At 63.3% G+C, this 19196-nt stretch carries 17 protein-coding genes; 9 read left to right on the top strand and 8 right to left on the bottom strand.

Features of this window, described 5'->3' with window-relative positions; all coding sequences use genetic code 11:
* Nucleotides 1-389 (bottom strand): helix-turn-helix transcriptional regulator (locus tag VLU25_18090; protein ID HSR69844.1); only part of this gene is annotated, 389 nt, incomplete at its 3' end.
* Nucleotides 376-630 (bottom strand): hypothetical protein, encoded by a 255-nt coding sequence (locus tag VLU25_18085; protein ID HSR69843.1) that lies wholly within the window; start codon nt 628-630, stop codon nt 376-378. The genes VLU25_18090 and VLU25_18085, both read right to left, overlap by 14 nt.
* A gap of 256 nt (nt 631-886) precedes the next feature.
* On the opposite strand from VLU25_18085, the gene VLU25_18080 reads away from it, so the two are divergent.
* From VLU25_18080 to VLU25_18070, 3 genes are read left to right on the top strand one after another with little or no spacing between them, the layout of a single operon-like run.
* On the top strand, nt 887-1327 hold the full coding sequence (locus tag VLU25_18080; protein ID HSR69842.1) for a thioesterase family protein: 441 nt from the start codon (nt 887-889) through the stop codon (nt 1325-1327).
* Nucleotides 1305-1970 (top strand): ABC transporter ATP-binding protein, encoded by a 666-nt coding sequence (locus tag VLU25_18075; protein ID HSR69841.1) that lies wholly within the window; start codon nt 1305-1307, stop codon nt 1968-1970. The genes VLU25_18080 and VLU25_18075 overlap by 23 nt, the downstream gene beginning before the upstream one ends.
* Before the next feature lie 34 nt (nt 1971-2004).
* Nucleotides 2005-5532, top strand: coding sequence for an ABC transporter permease (locus VLU25_18070; protein HSR69840.1), 3528 nt, complete (start codon nt 2005-2007; stop codon nt 5530-5532).
* A gap of 358 nt (nt 5533-5890) precedes the next feature.
* On the opposite strand, the gene VLU25_18065 is transcribed toward VLU25_18070, so the two are convergent.
* The 4 genes from VLU25_18065 to VLU25_18050 all read right to left on the bottom strand — a co-directional run bounded on the left by VLU25_18065 (nt 5891) and on the right by VLU25_18050 (nt 9806).
* Nucleotides 5891-6646 carry a hypothetical protein gene (locus VLU25_18065; GenBank protein HSR69839.1) on the bottom strand — a complete coding sequence of 252 codons (756 nt, stop codon included), beginning with the start codon at nt 6644-6646 and terminating at the stop codon, nt 5891-5893.
* Nucleotides 6647-6847: 201 nt separating this feature from the next.
* Nucleotides 6848-8143 (bottom strand): glycosyltransferase family 4 protein, encoded by a 1296-nt coding sequence (locus VLU25_18060; GenBank protein ID HSR69838.1) that lies wholly within the window; start codon nt 8141-8143, stop codon nt 6848-6850.
* Between the two features lie 5 nt (nt 8144-8148).
* The gene (locus VLU25_18055) at nt 8149-9603 is read right to left on the bottom strand and encodes a sodium:solute symporter family protein (GenBank protein ID HSR69837.1); all 1455 of its coding nucleotides are present in this window, start codon (nt 9601-9603) and stop codon (nt 8149-8151) included.
* Complete coding sequence (locus VLU25_18050; protein ID HSR69836.1) at nt 9600-9806, bottom strand: DUF3311 domain-containing protein; 207 nt, start codon at nt 9804-9806, stop codon at nt 9600-9602. The genes VLU25_18055 and VLU25_18050 overlap by 4 nt, the downstream gene beginning before the upstream one ends.
* 151 nt (nt 9807-9957) lie before the next feature.
* Between VLU25_18050 and VLU25_18045 the strand changes: the two genes are divergently transcribed.
* The 5 genes from VLU25_18045 to VLU25_18025 all read left to right on the top strand — a co-directional run bounded on the left by VLU25_18045 (nt 9958) and on the right by VLU25_18025 (nt 17112).
* Nucleotides 9958-10284: a helix-turn-helix transcriptional regulator gene (locus VLU25_18045; GenBank protein ID HSR69835.1), complete on the top strand. Its 327-nt coding sequence runs from the start codon at nt 9958-9960 to the stop codon at nt 10282-10284.
* A gap of 36 nt (nt 10285-10320) precedes the next feature.
* Nucleotides 10321-13083, top strand: a complete 2763-nt coding sequence (locus VLU25_18040) for an ADOP family duplicated permease (GenBank protein ID HSR69834.1) — start codon at nt 10321-10323, stop codon at nt 13081-13083.
* A 511-nt stretch (nt 13084-13594) separates the two neighbouring features.
* Nucleotides 13595-16348 (top strand): ABC transporter permease, encoded by a 2754-nt coding sequence (locus VLU25_18035; protein ID HSR69833.1) that lies wholly within the window; start codon nt 13595-13597, stop codon nt 16346-16348.
* 160 nt (nt 16349-16508) lie between these two features.
* On the top strand, nt 16509-16787 hold the full coding sequence (locus VLU25_18030) for a type II toxin-antitoxin system RelE/ParE family toxin (GenBank protein ID HSR69832.1): 279 nt from the start codon (nt 16509-16511) through the stop codon (nt 16785-16787).
* A gap of 13 nt (nt 16788-16800) precedes the next feature.
* On the top strand, nt 16801-17112 hold the full coding sequence (locus tag VLU25_18025) for a HigA family addiction module antitoxin (protein HSR69831.1): 312 nt from the start codon (nt 16801-16803) through the stop codon (nt 17110-17112).
* Nucleotides 17113-17258: 146 nt separating this feature from the next.
* Here the strand turns inward: VLU25_18025 and VLU25_18020 are convergent, their stop codons facing one another.
* Together VLU25_18020 and VLU25_18015 are read right to left on the bottom strand one after the other, a co-directional pair.
* The gene (locus tag VLU25_18020) at nt 17259-17531 is read right to left on the bottom strand and encodes a toxin-antitoxin system HicB family antitoxin (protein HSR69830.1); all 273 of its coding nucleotides are present in this window, start codon (nt 17529-17531) and stop codon (nt 17259-17261) included.
* Nucleotides 17524-17991, bottom strand: a complete 468-nt coding sequence (locus VLU25_18015; GenBank protein ID HSR69829.1) for a putative toxin-antitoxin system toxin component, PIN family — start codon at nt 17989-17991, stop codon at nt 17524-17526. Before VLU25_18015 ends, VLU25_18020 begins: the two co-directional genes overlap by 8 nt.
* 133 nt (nt 17992-18124) lie before the next feature.
* On the opposite strand from VLU25_18015, the gene VLU25_18010 reads away from it, so the two are divergent.
* Nucleotides 18125-18733: a gamma carbonic anhydrase family protein gene (locus tag VLU25_18010; GenBank protein HSR69828.1), complete on the top strand. Its 609-nt coding sequence runs from the start codon at nt 18125-18127 to the stop codon at nt 18731-18733.
* The last annotated feature ends 463 nt before the right edge of the window (nt 18734-19196 follow it).

The raw sequence follows: 19196 nt of genomic DNA, 5'->3' as shown, positions 1-19196 counted from the left end.
GTTCGGGCGTTGAGGATTCTCGGGTCGGTGCTGCGCTGGTTGGTGACTTCCTTGAGGTCGACCTTGCAGACCTCCACGACTTGGCTCAAGACCCATTCGACACTGGGCTTCCAAGCCAGGTCAGCCGACAACACGGCTGCTTGCAGCGATTCCTCGCAGACCTGCTTCTTCTCGGTGATGCGGTAGGGCCAGAGGTGGCTGATGGGCAGTCCCAAGGCCAACTGGACGCGCAAGAGGGTATCCACGTTGAAACGCATTCTGGACGATTCCAGGCACTTGAAGGTGCTTTCCGCGATGCCGCTGAGCATCGCCACCTGCCTCAAGTTCAAGCCTTGGCGGCAGCGCATGCGGCGGATCTGCTCGGCGAGGGGTTGGTTAGGCTTCTTCATCGTCGCCCCCTTCGTGCAGACGGTCGCTCATCCGCTCATGGACTTTGCTCAGCGTCCGGCTGAGGGTGTTGCTGGTCATCTCGATCACGTCCAGCTTTTCCTCGGCGTCCAACTGCGGCGTCTTGTGCAGGACGGAGTGAAGGGCCGAGGCGCACGAGCTGATGCGCTCGAACTCCTCGACCCGCATCGGAACCGTGGCCGGTTCGATGATGGGTGGATGGTTTAGACTCTTGTTGGTCATGGCTGCTCCTTTGTCGAGTAGCTGTGGCAAGGTCCCGTCAGGTGGTCCAGCATCTGGCGGGGCCGCTCGCCTGATTGATGGTTTCTCAGGAACAGCCAGCCTAGAAAGACTTGCTCAGCTAATCAAGCAGAAAACGGTGGGTTTCGGGCACCCACGCATTATGGCCCCACTACCGCTCTGCCGGACGGGTTTGACGAATCGGGCCAACGTTGTACGATAGCTGCTTTGTATCTACTTAGGGGGGAGGTCGGATTGCATGGCTTATCGGACCCAGCGGCTGGTTGAATTCCATCACACCGACTCGGCGGGCATCTGTCACTTTGCCAGCTTCTTTTTGCTCATGGAGAGCGTCGAGCACGAGTACCTTCGCTCGCTGGGGGAGAGCGTGGTGTTGCAGCGCGAGGGCCGACGAGTCAGTTTTCCGCGTCTTTCAGCTTCTTGCGACTATTTGGCTCCGGCCCATTTCGAGGACGTTCTCGAGGCCGAGCTGGTGATCGCCCGCCTGGGAACCAAGTCGATCACCTATTCCATTCATTTCAGGCGCGGAGAAGCCGTGGTGGCGCGGGGAAAAATCGCCTGCGTCTGCTGCATTTCCGAGCCCGGCCAGCCGCTACGTTCGATTCCCATACCCCCCGACATAGCTGCTAAAATAGCGTCCTCAGATGCTACATCCGATGCTGAAGCTGACGGATCTTAAGAAGAACTACGAGAGCGACGGCAATGTCGTCGAGGTGCTGCGCGGAATCGACCTGGACGTCGATCAAGGACAGGCCCTGGCCGTTGTGGGACCGTCGGGGTGCGGCAAGAGCACCCTCCTTCACATCATCGGTACGCTGGACACCCCCAGCCAAGGCCATGTCGAGATTGAGGGAAAGAATCCCTTCGCCCTCTCCGACCTGGAGCTGGCCAAGTTCCGCAACTCGGTGGTGGGCTTCGTCTTTCAGGACCATCATCTGCTCCCCCAGTTGTCGGTGTTGGAGAACGTCCTCATGCCCACCCTGGCCTTCTCCGGACGGGGAAGCCAGTTGCAGAGGGCCCATGAGTTGCTCAAGAAGGTGGGGCTGGACCAGCGCATACAGCACCGGCCCGCCCAGTTGTCGGGCGGAGAACGGCAGAGAGTGGCGGTGGCCAGGGCGCTCATCAACCGTCCCACTCTGCTGCTATGCGACGAACCCACCGGCAGCCTCGACTCCAAGAACGCCGAAGCGGTGGCGGACGTCCTCTTTGAAATGCACCGCGACCAGAAGACGGTGATGATTTGCGTCACCCACAGCCGGGACCTGGCCCAGCGCTTCCCGGCCCGTTTCCAACTGCGTGAGGGCGAGCTGGCCAAGCTGTAAAGGCGCCTGCGCCGGGGCGCCCGGAGGAGACTGCATGCTCAAAGCCTTGCTTTACTACTGGCGCACCAACCTCGCCGTGCTGCTGGGCTGCGCCGTGGCCACGGCCGTGCTGACGGGTGCGCTGGTGGTGGGAGACTCGGTCAAGGCCTCTCTGCGCTCGCTGGCCCTGGAGCGTTTGGGCGACATCGACTATGCCGTGGTGGCTCCTCACCTCTTCCGTCAGCAGCTTGCCGAAGATCTGGCCTCACAAGAGGCCTTCAGGCGAGACTTCCAGCGGGTGGCGCCGGCGCTTTTCATGGACGGGACGGCGGTCCACGCCGACAGCCAGAGCCGGGCTTCCGGGGTCAACGTCTACGGCATCGACGGGCGTTTTCAGGAGTTCTTCGGCGCTGAATGGGATTTCACCCAGCAAGAGGGGCAATTTTCACCCTCCGTGATCCTCAACGAGACTTTGGCCAGAGAACTGGACGCATCGACCGGGGACGCCGTGCTGCTGTCTTTCCAGCAACTGAGCGACATTCATCCCGAGACCCTGTTGGGAGGCAAGGACCCCGACGAGGTGGTGGAACGCATTCGCCTGCAGGTGAAGCGGATCGTGCCCGACCGGGGCCTGGGCCGCTTCGGCTTGCGGCCCAACCAGAACCTTCCCCGCAACGCTTTCGTGGCTCTCGAGGTGCTGCAAGAACGTCTCGACCAGCCGGGACGCGCCAACGCCTTGGTGCTGCAAGCCAGCCCAGGCCAGGCCCGGCAGCAGCCAGGCGGCGGCGAAGAAGCCGGCGGTCCTCCTGACTTCACCGCCCTGGCCGGAGCCTTGGACTCGGCCGCGCGACTGGAAGACTACGGCCTCAAGCTGACCCGCCACGACCGCTACGCTTCCTTGGAGTCGCGTCAGTTCGTCCTCAGCCGCCGCCTTTCCGATGCCGCTGTCGGAGCAGCCCAGGAAGTGGGTCTGCAAACCCAGCCCATCCTCAGCTACCTGGCCAACAAGATCGAGGTGGACGGCCGTATGCTGCCTTATTCGACCGTAACCGCCATCGACGCCGGGCACGCCGCCTATCAAGCCGAACGCGGTCCCTTCGGACGCTGGACCACGGTGGACTGGAAACATGCCAAGCCGCTGGAAGCGGGCCACATCTACCTCAACACCTGGGCGGCCGAGGATCTGGGAGCGTCAGTGGGCGACGAGGTGCGGCTGACCTATTATCAAGTGGGTCAGGGCGACCAACTCAGCGAGGAGACGGTGACCTTGACCTTGGCGGGCATCCTGCGCATCTCGGAGTTGGCGGCCGACCGCAACCTGGTAGCCGAGTATCCGGGCATCGCCGACGCCGACAACATGGCGGAGTGGAATCCCACCTTTCCCGTCGACCTGAGCTTGATCCGGGAGAAGGACGAAGAATACTGGGACCGCTACCGTTCCTTGCCCAAGGCCTTCCTTTCGCTGGCTCAGGGACAGCGGCTGTGGACGACCCGCTTCGGCGACCTGACTGCCGTACGGGTGGCCCTGCCGCCCGAGGAGTGGTCGGAAACGCCTCCAGACGTCCAAAGTGGGGCCGGCGAATCGCCGGCTGACGGCTTGCAAGGCCAGGAAGACGGGTCCGACTGGCCCGCCTTGCGAGCCTATCGGCAAGCCTTAACCGAGCGCCTGAATCCCGAGTCCTTCGGATTCAGCATCCAGCCCGTCCGCCACACTGCCCTGCAAGCCTCCTCCGGAGCCACCGATTTCGGGCAGCTCTTCCTGGGCTTCAGCTTCTTCCTGATCATCTCCTCGGCCCTGCTGGTGGGCCTGCTCTTCCGTCTGGGAGCCGAGCAGCGGGCGCCCGAAGTGGGGACGCTGCTGGCCGTGGGCTACACGCCCGGAAAAGTGCAGCAGCGGTTCCTGGCCGAGGGACTGGTGCTGGCCGTGCTGGGCGGCTTCTTGGGTTTGGCCGGAGCGCTGGGCTACGCCTGGCTCATGCTGGCCGGACTGCGTACCTGGTGGGTGGAAGCCATCGGTTCGCCCTTTCTCAATCTGCATGTCGGCTATCTCAGCCTGGGGATCGGGTTCGCCGTTTCGCTGCTGGTGGTGGTCTTGAGCATTTGGCAGGCCGTGCGCCGCATGTCCAAGCTTCCGGCTCCGGCGCTTTTGCGGGGTGTCACCTCCATCCACAAGCAAAAGGGTCCCAGCCTCTCGGCCAAGCTGACGGCCGCCATCTTCCTGCTCTTGGCAGTGCTTTTGTTGGCGGCTTCCTTTTTCGCCCAAGGCATGGCCGCCACCGGCATGTTTTTCGGGGTGGGCGCCTGCCTGCTGATTTCGGGACTGGGGTTTTTCGCCATCTGGTGCCGCACCACCTACCGCAGCACCGTACTGGGAGGCGGCGCCTCCCAGAAGATCGCCCTGCCGCTGGCCCTGCGCAACACCTCGCGGGCGCCGGGACGCAGCTTGCTCAGCGCCTCGCTGGTTGCGGTGGCCTGCTTCATGATCGTGGCGGTGGGGGCCTTCCACCAGGATTTCGGGGAAGAGGTGCTGGAGATGGATTCCGGGGCCGGAGGCTTTCCTCTACTGGCTCGCTCCGACGTACCCATCCATCGCAACCTCAACGACCAAGAGGCGCTCTTCGATCTGGGATTCGCCGATCCCCAGCTCGACCTGATGGAGGAGGCCACGGTTTACGCCTTTCGCCTGCGTCCGGGCGAGGACGCCTCCTGCCTCAATCTCTACAAGCCTCAACGCCCCCGCCTGCTGGGGGTTCCCGACAGCCTCATCCGGCGGGGAGGCTTCAGCTTTCAGGCAACGGCGGAGAGTGACGGGAGTTCTCCCGAAAATCCCTGGACGCTGCTGGAGCAGGACCTGGGCGATGACGTGGTGCCGGCCTTCGCCGACGCCAACTCGGCCACCTGGATCCTCAAAGTCCCCCTGGGCGGCGAGATTCCGCTACAGGATGAGGAAGGCAACAGCATCCGCCTCAAGATCGTAGGGCTGCTGCAGACCAGCATCTTCCAGTCCGAACTGCTCATCTCCGAGGAGCACTTCCTGCAGCGCTTTCCCTCCCGCGACGGACACCAATATTTCCTCATCGAGGCCCCCTCTGAAGGGACGGAGGACATCTCACAGGCCATGGAATCGGCCTTGGCTCCTTACGGATTCGACGCCACCACCAGCCGCCAGAAGCTGGCCGATTTCCACGCGGTGCAGAACACCTACCTGTCGACCTTCCAGACCCTGGGCGGACTGGGCCTGCTGCTGGGAACCATCGGACTGGCCGTCATCTTGACCCGCAACGTGTTGGAGCGCCGCAAGGAGTTGGCCACGCTGCGGGCCTTCGGCTTCCGTCCCGGCTTTCTGGGCAGGGTCATCTTCAATGAGACGGCTTTCCTGCTGGTGCTGGGACTGGGACTGGGGACGCTTTCAGCGCTGCTGGCGGTGGCGCCTCAAGCCATCACCCACGCCCACTCCATACCCTGGATAAGCCTGCTCATGACCCTGGCGGCCATTTTCGCGGTGGGCCTGCTGGCCAGCACCGCCGCCGTCCGCCAGGCTCTCAAAACACCTCTACTGCCCGCCCTCAAAGAGGACCGCTAAGCGAAGCTGTCGCTTCGCAACTTCCAACTTCCAATAACCGACTTCCAAACTGGAGCCGCGCCGTCGCTATGGCCGCCGGTCACAAATCCTGAGCCAGGGCCCTCCGTTTCCCGTCCCTGCAAGCCCCTCCTTCGCCAAAGGCTATGGAGGGCAGGGCAAGGCTTCGGAGGGCAGGCAGCGACTTTGTTGAAAGTCAAGTCCGGGCTCCCTGAAAGGGAGCGATTCGCCAGCCCAGGGTCAGCCCCGACGAGCGCAAGCGAGACGGTGGCGCCACCCTGGGTTTCAGACAGCCAAGGTCCGAACGCTGAAAAGCGTGGAATAACGCAACAGGGTGGCTGGAAACTTCTGACGAACTGCACTACGGCATCTGGAAGATGCTGAGGTCGGGACGCACGGCGACCACCATGCTCTCCACGCCGGTGATGCACTCGTCGAACTGACTCATCAGCTCCATGGTGCCCTCCTCCCCGTAGGCTTCCTGCAGGTAGCCCATCATCTCCATGTTGCGGGGCTTCATTTCAGCCCAGTTCTGCTTGGGCAGCACCAGAACGGCGCTTCCTCCGCCGGCCCCTTGGCCGATCATGGTGGTGGCCCACTCGTAGGGCCCCATGCGGCCTTCAAAGGCACTGTGGGCCTTAGCCACGGTTTCCCAGAACTGGCGCGCTTTGCCCGGCTTCAAGTGGAAGGCCTCCACCATGACGAGTCTGGGTATCAGGTCTTCGGGCCAGTTGGAGACGGCACGGTTGGCGGCGGTGATGGAGCTGTTCACCGATTCGATGAAGGGTCCCACCGTGGTGTTGAAATGGGCTGTGCCCTTGTCGCGGAACTCATAATTGTCCAGGTCGGCCCAGGCCATCTCCGCACTGCGGATGATGTAGTCGCCATGGTCTGCGCCGGTCACCACCTGCATCACATACCATTGCCAGGGATCTCCCTGCTCTTTGCGCCAGTTGGCATGGGCCTTGAGCGCGGTTTCGAACTGCTGGTGCATTCCAGCCTTGGGCGTGATCTGGAAGTGCATGGCCACCTGGTCGCCCATCATTCCCTGAGCGGCCAGACCGGCACAGAGGGTGAGCGCGACGAGCACTCCTGTGAGACACTTAAACAACTTCATGACTTCTCCCTTTTGTTGAGGACATCGCTTCGGCATTGCGCTCCCTAGCGTAGCGAGCTTCTGCGGCGCGAGTCGAATGAGTAGGAAAACGATCTACTTGCCTAGAGTGCCTCAAATCAAGCTTTCACGCAAGAGGCTTATGTATATCCAATTTCAATCCACACGATTGCTCAAAAGATTTTGGCGATGCACTGGTGGAGATCAATCCACAAACCGCTGGAAGACCTTCACCGTGTTTTCGGCCATGGTGCGGTCCGAGTAGGATTGGTGAACGGCCAGGCGCCCTTGGCGGGCCATCACCTCCCGCCGCGCCGGGTCGCGGTAGAGGGTCTCCAGCCCCTCGGCGATGGACTCGGGGTCGTTGGGCTCGACCAGCAAGCCGCCGCGGGTGGCTTCGATCAGTTCCGGCAAAGAGCCGTGGCGGGGCAGCACCAGGGGGACGCCGTTAGCCAGGGCCTCCAGCGCGAACAGTCCCTTGGGCTCGCGGTAGACGGTGGGGACGCAGAGCACGTCGAGTCCGCTCAGGAACTCGATCTTCTGGCTGCGGTCGACTTCTCCCGCGTAGTCCCAGCGTTGGGAAAGTCCCCAGGTCTCGAGCTTCTGCTCGACTTCCTGCAAGTAGGGCCTGTCTTTCTCGCCCAGCCATCCCGCCGCCCGCAGGCGGACGCGCTGCCGGCCCAGCTTGCCGGCCAGGATGCGGAAGGAATCGGCCAGCAGGTGCAGCCCCTTTTCGGGGCAGATGCGGGCCAGAAAGCCGATGGTGTAGGGGTCGTCCTGGCTGCCTCCCGGACCGATGTGCTCCCCATGTCCTTGCAGCTTGATGCCCAGGGGCACGATGTGGACGCGGTCGCGGGGAGCGTGCAGGTATTCGGCCATGTAGTCGGCGTAGTACTCGCTGGTGGCTATGAATCCGTCCACGTCTTTGGAGCGCCGGTAGAGTTCCTTCATCACTTCGGACTTGTAAGGTTCGATAAGGTCGTCGATGAAGATGTCCTCGCCCTGCAGTTCGCACAGCACCGGGACGCCGCATTCCGCCCGCAGTTGGCGGGCCATTCCCAGCAGCATGGAGTTGGTGAGGACGATGATGTCGGGACGGTACTCGTCGCGCAGCCACCCGGTCAGCTCGTCGAGTTCCCGCTTCAGGTGTCCCGCCTCGCCCTGAAGCATGTCGGCCGTCAGTCCGCCCAGGTCATGAGCGTCGGTGGAGGAGGCCAACTTCGACACGTACTTCAGAAGCTTGGGGCTGTTGAGCCAGCGCTCCAGAAAGCGCGGCATGTGGCGGAAGAGAGAGGACTTGTGCTGCAGATAGATGTTGATGCCGCCGAAGAAGATCTTGTCCATGGCCACCGAGTCCTCGTCGGTGCGCATGGGCGTATAGGTGGGGATCAGGGCCACGTCGTGACCCAGTTCCATCAGGGCCGAAGCCAGCGTGTTGTCGTGAATGCAGCTCCCGCAGTACATGCCTGCCGAGCCGGCTGAAACGTAGGCAATCTTCATGTCGCTCAAAAGAACCGTTGCAAGACCTCGTCCCGAGGAGCGGGCGTGGCCAGCGATACCGTCCACAAGGCCAGACAAGAGGCCGCGAAGACGACGGTCACGGGCATCAGTCCGCTGTCCAATACGGTGTAGGACGGGTCGCGCCATCCCTGCAGGAAGAAATAGCTCCACAGCAGCACCGTGACGATCACCGAGGCCAGCACTCCGGCCTTGCTGGAACGCTTCCAGAAGAGGGCCGCCAGCACGATGGGGAAGAGGGAGGCGAAGCCGGTAAAACACCAGATCCCCAGGTTGAAGATGGAGCGGTTGGAGACCAGAAAAATGAGGAAAGTCATTCCCAGGATAGCGGCCACAAAGACGCGCGCCAGGAAGATCTGGCGCTTCTCGCTCATCTGCTCTCCAAAGGCGTAGTGGCGCACGATGTCCTGGGTGAACATGGTGCTCAGGCACAAGACCTGGGAGTCGAGAGAGGACATGATGGCGGCCACCACTCCCGCCGCCAGCAGTCCGGCCAGCAACTCGGGCGAGTGGAGGCGGATCATGCGTACCAGAATGGAGTTGGCCTCGGGTCCCTGCAGCCCCGGGAAGTCGGCGGCGCCGTAGAGTCCGATCAGCACCGAGCAGATCCAGACGATGCCCACGCAAATCGGGTAGCCGATCACCGAAGTGCGGAAGGTCTCGGCCTTGCGGGCCGTCAGCCAATGGATGAAGAGGTGAGGAAACATTCCGGCCGAGACTGGAATGAGCACGTAGGAAATCATCTTCAACGGCTGCACGCGGCCTTCCCGCACCAGCAGGTCGGGACGGACTTCAGCCACCCGCTCGATGCCCTCGGTGATGCCGCCCAGCTTGTAGGCGATCCAAACGAAGGCCAGAGCCGCCAGCGACATGAAGACCAGGGTCTGAAAGGTGTTGACCCAGGCCGTCCCGCGCATGCCGCCGTAAACCACGTAGGTCATGACCACCAGACAGATGACCAGCGCCCCCAGCCATTCGGGGACGGCTCCCTGACTGATCTGCTCGATGGCGATGCCGCCTCCCATGACCCCGATGAGCAGGTAGGGGATCACGAAGGCTACCAGCACGACGAAGAGCACCAGTCCCAGCAGGCTCGAATCCCAGCGGTCGCGGAAGAACTGGACCGGCGTCAGGTAGCCGTAACGCTTGCCCAGGGCCCAGATGCGGGTGCCCACGAAGAAAAAGATGACCGGCACCACCAGGGCCGACGAGGAAGCCAGCAGCCCGAAGACGCCCACTCCCACGCTGTAAGCTTGAGCTGAAGCCCCCAGCAGGGTGAAGGAGGTCATGTGGGTGCCGAAGAGCGACATCAGCAGCACGAAGGGCCCGATGGTGCGGGTGGCCACGAAGTAGTCTTCGCCCGTCCCCCGAAAGAGGCGGTGGGAAAGCGTCCCCACGGCCAGCACGCTGAGCATGTAAATGCTGATGATGGCGATGATCACGAGCGCCTCTCCTCCTCATCCAGCCCCTCAGGCCAGGCCTGCCGCACCAGCAGCCACATGACTCCCGAAACCGCCAGACAGAAAAGCAAGTGATAGCTGAGGGCGATGGGCAACCCCAGCAAGAAAAAAGAGTCGTCCCACCACCAGAAGTCGTTGTGTGCAAGGTAGAGCAGAGGCAGCAGCAGATAGAGTCCCCGTCGCATGTTCCTCCCCAAAGTCTAAGCAGACGCAAGACTACGCGTCCCGGTTCCGACAAGCAAGGCTGATTGGCGGGGGAAAACGGCCTCACGGCCAAATCGATTGAGGGGAGGGTTCTTGACACCCGATAGTGTATACATTGTATACTCTTGTTCCGTGAGCACATTTATCGGCGAATTCGAGCAGATGGTTTTGTTGGCCATCATGCAGTTGCGTGAAGAGGCCTATGCCATCACCGTCCGCGAACTGCTGGAAGAGCGGGTGGAGCGGTCGGTCTCGCGCGGGGCCCTTTACCGGACTTTGGACCGCCTTCAAGAGAAGAGCCTGTTGCGCTATCAGGTGGACGCTCCCACTGCCGAGCGGGGAGGGCATGCGCGGCGCTGCTTCCAGGTGACGCCCGAGGGCGTCGCGGCCCTGAAGGAGTCGCGGGCCGCCCTGCTGACGCTTTGGGACGGCCTGGAAGAGGAACTGAGCCGCTCTTGATCATCCCTGACCGCTCCGTGTCGCCGAAAGGGAACGATGTTTGAAGTCTTCAAAAGCGCCGTGGGCCGTTGGAAGCGGCGGGAGTCGCGCCGGAAATCGCCTCCGATGTGGACGGAGCGTCTGCTGCGCTGGTCCCTTCCGGCGGGGACGCTGCGCGAAAGCGTGGTGGGAGACTTGCGCGAAGAGCTCCTGCTGGGAGGTCTGAGATCGCGCATGGCCTACCGCCGCGAGGCGCTTTCGATTTCCTTTCGATATTGGGGTGCTCGCCTCCGAAAATCCCTCGCCAGGGGAGCCCGCGGCGGACGTCCGCAGCGCGGAAGAGGAGGATCGATGAACCGCTTGTTGCTAGACCTGCGCCATGCCCTGCGCGCCCTCGGCAAACGTCCCGGATTTTCGCTGGTGGCGATCGCCCTTCTGGCGCTGGGACTGGGCGCCACCACCGCCATTTTCAGCGTCGTCGACAAGGCGCTTTTGCGTCCGCTGCCGGTGCAGCAGCCCGACCAGTTGATCAAAGTTTACACCACCTGCCGGCGGGGATTCCTGCGCTGCTCGTCTTCTTATCCCGACTTTCTCGACTACCGCGACCGCACCCGCTCGATCGCCGACATGTCCGGCTACAGTTGGCTTCCGGCCAGCGTGGGCGAGGAGGGAAGGCAAGCCGCCCTGGCCACGGTCATGGCCGCAACCGGCAACTACTTCGAGCTGCTCGGATTGAGGCCCGCCTACGGACGCCTGCTGCAGCCCCGCGACCATGAGGAAGCCCTGACGGTGGCCGTGCTCAGCTATGACTTCTGGCGTGGCCGCTACGGCGGCGACGAGTCGGTCATCGGACGCGACATCCGCCTCAACGGCACGCCCTTCAGCGTGGTGGGCGTGGCTCCGCCCGGTTTTCGCGGCATCGACCTGGGGTCGGACACCGACATTTTTCTGCCCATGCGTTCGGCCGCGCGTCTGGGCGTGGGGGCCATCTCGCAACCTGACATTTGGGAGACTCGCGGCGCCCGCTGGATCAGCGGACTCGTCGGACGCCTGGCGCCCGGTTCCTCGCTGCCAGAGGCCCGCCAGGAACTGCTGGCCCTCTCCGAGGCGCTGCGTCAAGAGGACCCCGAGGCACGCGGTCCGCGCTCGGTGACGGTCGACGATTCCTCGGGCTATGCCTTGCCTTCCAGCGCCCGAGAAGACCTGTCCAGTTTCGTGCTGCTGCTCCTGGCGGTGGTGGCCATGACACTCTTGCTGGCCTGCGCCAGCCTGGCCAACCTGTTGTTGGCCCGAGCCTCCTCGCGGAGGCGTGAAACGGGACTGCGCCTGTGCCTGGGCGCCGGGCGAGGACGAATCATCCGCCAACTGCTGACCGAGAGCCTGCTGCTCTCGCTGGCCGGAGCGCTGGCCGGCCTGCTGGTGGCCGTCGCACTGCTGCGGGCGCTGGGCGGATACCAGTTGCCAGGAAACATACCCATCAGCGATTTGGCCATCGAGCTGGACTGGCAGCTCTTCGCTTTCGCCGCCGCGTTGGCCCTGTTGACGGGACTGCTCTTCGGACTCATCCCCGCCCTGCAGAGCGTGCGCCTCAATCCCGTGGACGCCATCCGCGGCGACGGGCGCTGCCTCGAGGCCGGGGCCAGTCCGCTGCTGCGCAAGGCCCTGCTGTCTTTGCAGGTGGGGATGTGCCTGGTGCTGATGATCGGTGCCGGCATCTTCCTGGGCACCGTCTACCGGGGACTGGGCGTGGAACTGGGCTTCCCCTCCCGGGGACTGGCCCTTTCCCGCTTCAACCTGACCCTGCTCGACTACCAGCCCCAGCAGGCCATGGACTTCGTAGGGCGCCTGCAGGCGGGTGTCGAAGGGCTGCCCCAGGTGGAATCGGCGGCCGTGGCCACCCGCGTTCCCTTGCAGGTGGGAGGGGCGCGCGGGACCTTTGTGGAGGTGCCGGGCTACACGCCGGCGCCCGACGAGGAACTGCGGGTCGAATACCTCTTCGTGACCCCCGGTTATTTCCAGACTCTGGGGCTGCCGCTGCTGGAGGGACGTTCCTTCAGCAACGCCGACCGCGAAGGCGCGCCTCAGGTCGTGATCATCAACCAATCCATGGCCAAGCGCTACTGGGAGGCCAGTCCGCTGGGACGCAACCTCATCTTGCCGGGAGGGGAGAGCGCCGAGGTGGTGGGCGTAGCGCGTTCAACCACCTGGAGGGGGCTGGAGGATCAGCCCGTCAACTTCGTCTATCTGCCTCTTTTGCAGAGCCCCAGCTTTTCCACCTCGTTCCTGACCCTGATGGCCAGGGCCAGGGACGGTGACGCCCAGGCGCTGCTTCCCCTCTTGCGCCAGCAGTTCCGCGGACTCGATCCGCAGTTGGCCTTGAGCAGCGAGCAGACCATGCAGGAACAGATGCGGGCCGTCCTCATGCCCCAGCGCATGGGAGCCTTTTTGCTCAGCGCGCTGGGATCGATCTCGGTGCTGCTGGCGCTGGTAGGCGTCTACGGCATCGTCAGCTTCATCGTCTCTCAGCGCCGCCGCGACATCGGCGTCCACCTGGCGCTGGGCGCTTCGCGGGGGCGCATTCTGCGCATGATGATGTCGACCGTGCTGCCCCCGGTTGGGCTGGGATTGGCGGCCGGACTGGCTGCGGCGCTGGCCTTGGGAGGCAGCCTGGAGTCCTTCGTCTTCCGCATGAGTCCTTACGATCCGGCCACGCTGGCAGCCTGCCTGGCCGGATTGGCGTTGGTGGCCGCCCTGTCGGCCTGGTGGCCGGCTCGCCGCGCCACCCGCCTCGACCCCATGCGCGTCCTCAGCGCCGACTAGGGCAGTGCGTCAGAAGTTTTGAGCCACCCTGTGGCGTTATTCCACGCTTTCAGCGTTCGGACCTTTGCCGTCTGAAACCCAGGGTGGCGCCGCCGTCTCGCTTGCGCTCGCCGGGGCTGACCCTGGGCTAGCGAATCTGTCCCTGTCAGGGACACAAGCGGAGGGCCCTGGCTCGGAATTGATGACCGGCAGCAATAGGGAGCGGCATTCAGCGCCTGCGTGGAAAGTCAAGTCCGGGCTCCCTGAAGGCGAACCATTCGCTGGCCCTCTCCCTGGCCAAGGCTTCGGAGGGCAGCTAGCGAGTGTGTCAAAACACAAGCTCCCTGAAGGGCAGCCAGCGACTGTGTAGAAGGACAGGCTCCCTGAAAGGGAGCGATTCGCTAGCCCAGGGTAAAGCCCGCGGCAAGCGAAGCGCCGCAAGGGCGGCACCCTGGGTAGTTGAAATAGATGAAAATTAACCCTGAAAGGGTGGAATAGCGCCGCCCTTTGGCGATATTCTTTAAAGACTTAGATGCCAACTCAACATCTGCCGCCGCGCCAGACAGAACGCCTCCTGGGCCGCTGCCTCCCCCAGGGCATGGCCCGCGAAAGCATCATCGGCGACCTGCGCGAGGAATACGCCAATTGGCGCCGCCTTTCGCCGCGGCTGGCCAAGTGGCGCTACCGCCGGGAGGCCCTGCGCATCGCCTCAGGCTACCTGGCCAAACGCCTCACCGATTGGAACCTTCGAGGACACCTCATGACCAACTGGACCCAAGACCTCCGTTACGCTATCCGAACCCTGCGTCGCAGCCCCGCCTTCACGGTCGTGGCCGTGATCACGCTGGCTCTGGGGATCGGCGCCACTACCGCCATCTTCAGCCTCGTCGATCACGCCCTTGTGCGCTCCATGCCGGTGCAGGACCCCGAGACCCTGGTCCACCTGCACACCACTTGCCGGCGCAGCGCCGAGACCCGCTGCTCCAGTTCCTATCCCGATTTCCTCGACTTCCGCCGGCGCAGCCGCAGTCTCCAGGACCTGGCGGGATACAGTTGGTTCACCGCCTCTCTCAGCAGCGACCGGCAGGGGGCTTCTCTGATCCCTCAACTGGTCACCGTCCAACTCGCCACCGGCAACTACTTTCAACTGCTGGGGCTCACCCCCCACAGCGGACGCCTCCTCCAGCCTCAGGACGGAAGCGGCGCCCAGGCCGATCAGGTAGCCGTCCTCACCCATGACTTCTGGCGCAACCGCCTGGGTGCCTCCCAGCACGCGGTCGGACGCACCCTGCGCCTCAACGGCATGGCCTTCACGGTGGTGGGCGTGGCCCCGCCCGGATTCCGCGGCGTCGAGTTGGGCTCCGACGCCGACCTGTGGGTTCCGCTGGGAGCCGCCTCCCAACTGGGCGGACGTCCAGGACAGGAACGCAGCGGCGATTTCGACGGCCCTTTCCGCGAGGTCTTCCAGCGGCGCGGCACCCGCTGGATCGATTCCCTGGTGGGACGCCTGGCGCCCGGCGCCAGTGTCGAGCAGGCCCGCCGCGAACTGCAAGGCATCGCCGGGCAACTGCGGGGCGAATTCGCCCGGGACTGGGGAGAGCGCAGCATCATCCTCGACCAGGCGTCCACCTTCAGCCTGCCCCGCTTCAGCCGCGACAACCTGCTCGATTTCCTATGGATTCTGGGAGCCGCCGTGCTGGTCAACTTGTTGCTGACCTGCGCCAACCTGGCCAACCTGATGCTGGCCCGGGCCGCCGCCCGCAGCCGCGAAACCGGCATCCGCCTGTGCCTGGGCGCGGGACGTGTGCGCCTCATGCGCCAGCTTATGACCGAAAGCCTGCTGCTGGCCCTGCTGGGAGCCGTCCTGGGACTGGCGGTTTCCAACTGGACCCTGCAATTGCTCTCCGGCTATTCCCTCCCCGGCGTCATCAGCATCGGGGAACTCTCTCCGGGGCTCGACTTGCGCCTGTTCGCCTTCGCCGCGGCGTTGGCCCTGGCCTCCACCGTACTCTTCGGACTGGTCCCTGCCCTGCAATCCATGCGTCAGGACCCGGCCTCGGTGACCCGCTCCCATCGCGGAAGCGCTTCAGAGGGGGCCTCCCCCCGCCTGCGCCAAATCCTTCTGGCCGCTCAGGTCGGACTCTGCCTGGTTCTCATGGTAGGCGCGGCCCTTTTCCTCACCACCCTGCGCCACGGTTTCAGCGCTGATCTCGGATTCGACAAAGAAAACCTGGCAGCCAGCGGATTCAACCTCAACCTGCTGCAATATCAGCCGGCTCAAGCCCGCGCCTTGACCGAGCGCCTGCTGGAGGAAAGCCGCCGCCATCCCGGCATCCGCTCCTCCGCCGTGGCCACCGACGCACCCTTCCAGCCGGGAGGCTCCACGGGACGGTTCGTGCAAGTCGACGGTTACCAGCCGGCTGCCGACGAACGCCTGCGCGCGGAACTGGTCTTCGTCAGTCCCGACTACTTCCGCACCCTGGCTTTGCCCATCCTGCAAGGACGCGCCATCAATGCCGAGGACGGCCAGGGAGGCCCCCCGGTAGGCGTCATCAACCGAACCATGGCCCAAGCCTACTGGCCCTCCAGTCCCCTGGGAGGCACCATCCGCACCATGGGAATGGAAATCAGCGTGGTGGGCGTCACCGCCGACACCTACTGGAACAGTCTCAGCGAAGAAACAGAGAACCGCCTCTATTTCCCCTTGGACCAACGTCCTTCCGCCTACCTGCGCCCTCTCACCTGGCTGGCCCGCAGCGCCTCTTCCCAGCCCCCATCGGACGCCGAAACGCTGCTTCCTTACATGCGCGAACAACTCCAATCGCTCGACTCCAATCTGGCCGTCACCAGTCAATTCGCGATGAAGGACCGCCTGGCAGCAGTCCTCATGCCCCAACGCATGGGTGCCGTGCTGCTTTCCTCATTGGGCGGACTGGCTCTATTTCTGTCCCTCTTGGGCGTTTACGGGATCGTCAGCTACATCGTCTCCCAACGCCGCCGCGAGATGGGCATCCGCATGGCCCTGGGCGCCACCCGTTCCGGGGTCATCGCCCTCATGATGCGCACCGTCCTCGCACCCGTGGCCGCCGGACTCCTGATCGGCCTCCCCGCCGCCCTCTGGCTCTCCCGATCGGCCCGCGGATTCATCCTGGGGATTTCCCCCCACGACCCTCTCATCCTGACCGTCTGCACCCTGACCCTGGCCCTGATCGGCGCCCTGGCCGCCTACCTCCCCGCCCACCACTCCACCACTCCCCACCCAACCCGCATTCTCGACGCCGACTGATCACACACTGTCAGGTCGTGCACCTACGATGGATGGGTTGGCGGCCAGCAGTTCACTTGAGAGCTCGACGATAGGGGTTCGTCATGATCGATCTGTGCTCGGGGAGGGACTGCGAGACGGTCATGATCACGCTTGACGTTTAATCACGCGAGACGTTACTATGATTGTGTCGTTCCGGTGCTCAGACACCGAGGCTCTGGCCAAGGGTCGGAGGGTTAGGCGTTTCACGGGTATTGAAAAGTCGGCGCGTCGAAAGCTACGACAATTGCAGATCGCGGGTCGACTCCAAGATCTCCGGGTACCTCCAGGCAATCGCCTCAAGCAGTTGAGCGGAAACCGGGCCGGTCAGTACAGCATTCGGATCAACAGCCAGTTCCGGATTTGCTTTCGTTGGACCGATTGGGGTCCGGCAGACGTTGAGATCATTGACTACCACTGAAAAGGAGCAAAGCATGTCGGATCTTCGTCCCGTCACCCCGGGCGAGCTGCTGCTGGAAGAGTTTCTCAAGCCTATAGGCATTTCCCAATATCGGTTGGCCAAGGAAATCCGCGTCCCCGCTCAGCGCATCAGCGAGATCGTGCACGGCAAGCGGTCCATCACAGCCGATACCGACTTGCGCCTTTGCCGCTTCTTCGGCCTCTCAGAAGGCTACTGGCTCAGGGCCCAAATCGCCCACGACACCGAAATCGCCAAAGCCGAATTAGGCGATGTGCTGGCCCAGATCAAGCCCTGGAAGGAGCGGCCAGCGTCCCAATCGGTCTAAAAAGTGGCCAGTCCACCTGCCCGATCCAGTTTGTCGGAACATCCCCAGCCGGTAGCGAGCGACCTCATACCGCCGAGAGCAATTGGGCCTTCACCGCGGTCGCTGAAACTTGACCCGTGTGTGAACTTGTTGGCCACCTAGTGGCCCTAGAAGCGGTCGCCCATAGCCTGCTTCAGTTCCTCGACCGAAGGTCCTTCGCCCGCTTCAGCTTCCCTCATGAAGGCCAAGACGCGTTCACGGAGCTTCTCAAGGTCAACGCCCTTCAGCCGGTCATCGAAGAAGGCTAGAGTTTCCTCTTGAGCGATACAGGCGGCCAAGGTGGCGTTGATGAAGTTGTTCAGCGAGACTCCTTGGCGCTTGGCCAGTTTCTGGGCCTTCAGTTTCAAATCGTCTCTCATTCGGACCGATACGCTAGCCATTTTCCATCCCTCCAATCGAGAAGTATCGCGTCATGAATTCATGCGGCGTCATGGCCTGCCAACCAAAGCGAGTCAAGTCCGGAGATTGAAAATCCCGGATGTTGCAGGTCAAGATCATCGCTCTGCCGAAAACAGCCGCTTCGACGAATTTATTGTCGCTCTCGTCGCGCAGGTTGGGCCTCCAACTGAAGCTCAGTTGGATTTGTCGCGAGAGTTCGATCAACTCGTTGACCAGATCTGCCGACTGCTCATAACCTAGTCTTGTTAACTCCATGACCGGCTTTCTTTGCAGCACTTCCAGGTACTCCAGCGCAATTGTTTCCGTAAGCATCAGGGGAATCTGCTTGCTGAGCACCTTCTTCAGAATCTGATAGGCTAGACTCGATTCGCGTCGGCAAGCCCCGGCCACGAGGACATTTGTGTCCATCACGACCGGCGGTGCTTCATAACGTTCGTTCACAATTCCGCCTCCACATGTTAGCACTCAAATGATAGCAAATATCAAGCGGAATCTGAGGTCTATTGATAGCGGCAGACGGTATGGGCCCTGTCCCATTAGTTGGTGACTCAATGCAAATCGAAGAGGAGGCGCTGTGATCCTGGAGTTCAGAGGGAAGCGGCCGCGGATTGCGGAGAGCGCCTATGTGGCGCCTAATGCGGTGCTGCGGGGCGATGTGGTGATTGGCGAGGGGACGGCGGTGCTGTTCGGAGCCGTCATCAGCGCCGAGGGCGGACGGGTCGAGATCGGCGCCGACTGCGTGGTGATGGAGCAGGCTGTGCTGCGGGGGACGCCGCGCCATCCGCTGTTCCTGGGCGACCGCTGCCTGGCGGGGCCTCATTCACACCTGACCGGATGCCGCATCGAGTCCGACTGCTTCCTGGCCACCGGCGCCGCCGTCTTCAACGGGGCTCGCCTGGGCCGGGGCAGCGAAGTCCGCATCAACGGGGTGGTGCACGTCAATTCCAGGCTGGAAGAGGACTCGACCGTCCCCATCGGATGGGTAGCGGTTGGCGACCCCGCCCGGATCTTGCCTCCCGGCAAACATGAGGAAATCTGGCAGATCCAGAAGACCCTCGACTTTCCCGGCACCGTCTTCCGCTCCTCCCGCCAGGTCTCCAAAGGCCGGCGCACCAAGTCCTACGCCCAGGCCCTCCAACGCCTGAGGGAAGACAAGGTTGTGGAAGACGACGAGCAGTTATAGTCCCCGGAACCCAGTGCAGTGCGTCAGAAGTTTTGAGCCACCCTGTGGCGTTATCCCACGCTTTCAGCGTTCGCACACTTGCCGTCTGAAACCCAGGGTGGCGCCGCCGTCTCGCTTGCGCTCGCCGAGGCTGACCCTGGGCTGGCGAATCGCTCGCCTTCAGCGAGCCCGGACTTGACTTCTAACACAGTCGCTGGGCTGGCGAATCTGTCCCTTTCAGACAACTCCTGAGCATGGGAGGGGCCTGGCCTATTGTTTGGGGTCGGAGGTAATCCTTGCAGGGCCAGCTTGCCTCCATGCTCAGGAGGCTTGGGTGGTCCCGTCCTGGTGGGAGGCGCATCCTTGCGGCGATGGGCACAGTGCTGCGGTACATCTCACCCGCTCACGACCACTCACAGCCCCATCACGGCGCCAAACGGCTGACTCCCTGGGAAGTGGCAAACCAGATGCTGCCGTCCCGGGC

The organism is Acidobacteriota bacterium (genome assembly GCA_035471785.1).
GTDB lineage: Bacteria > Acidobacteriota > UBA6911 > RPQK01 > DATIPO01 > JANQFM01.
The sequence above is the reverse complement of the archived record's forward strand: the minus strand, read 5'-3'. Positions and strand labels throughout refer to the sequence as shown.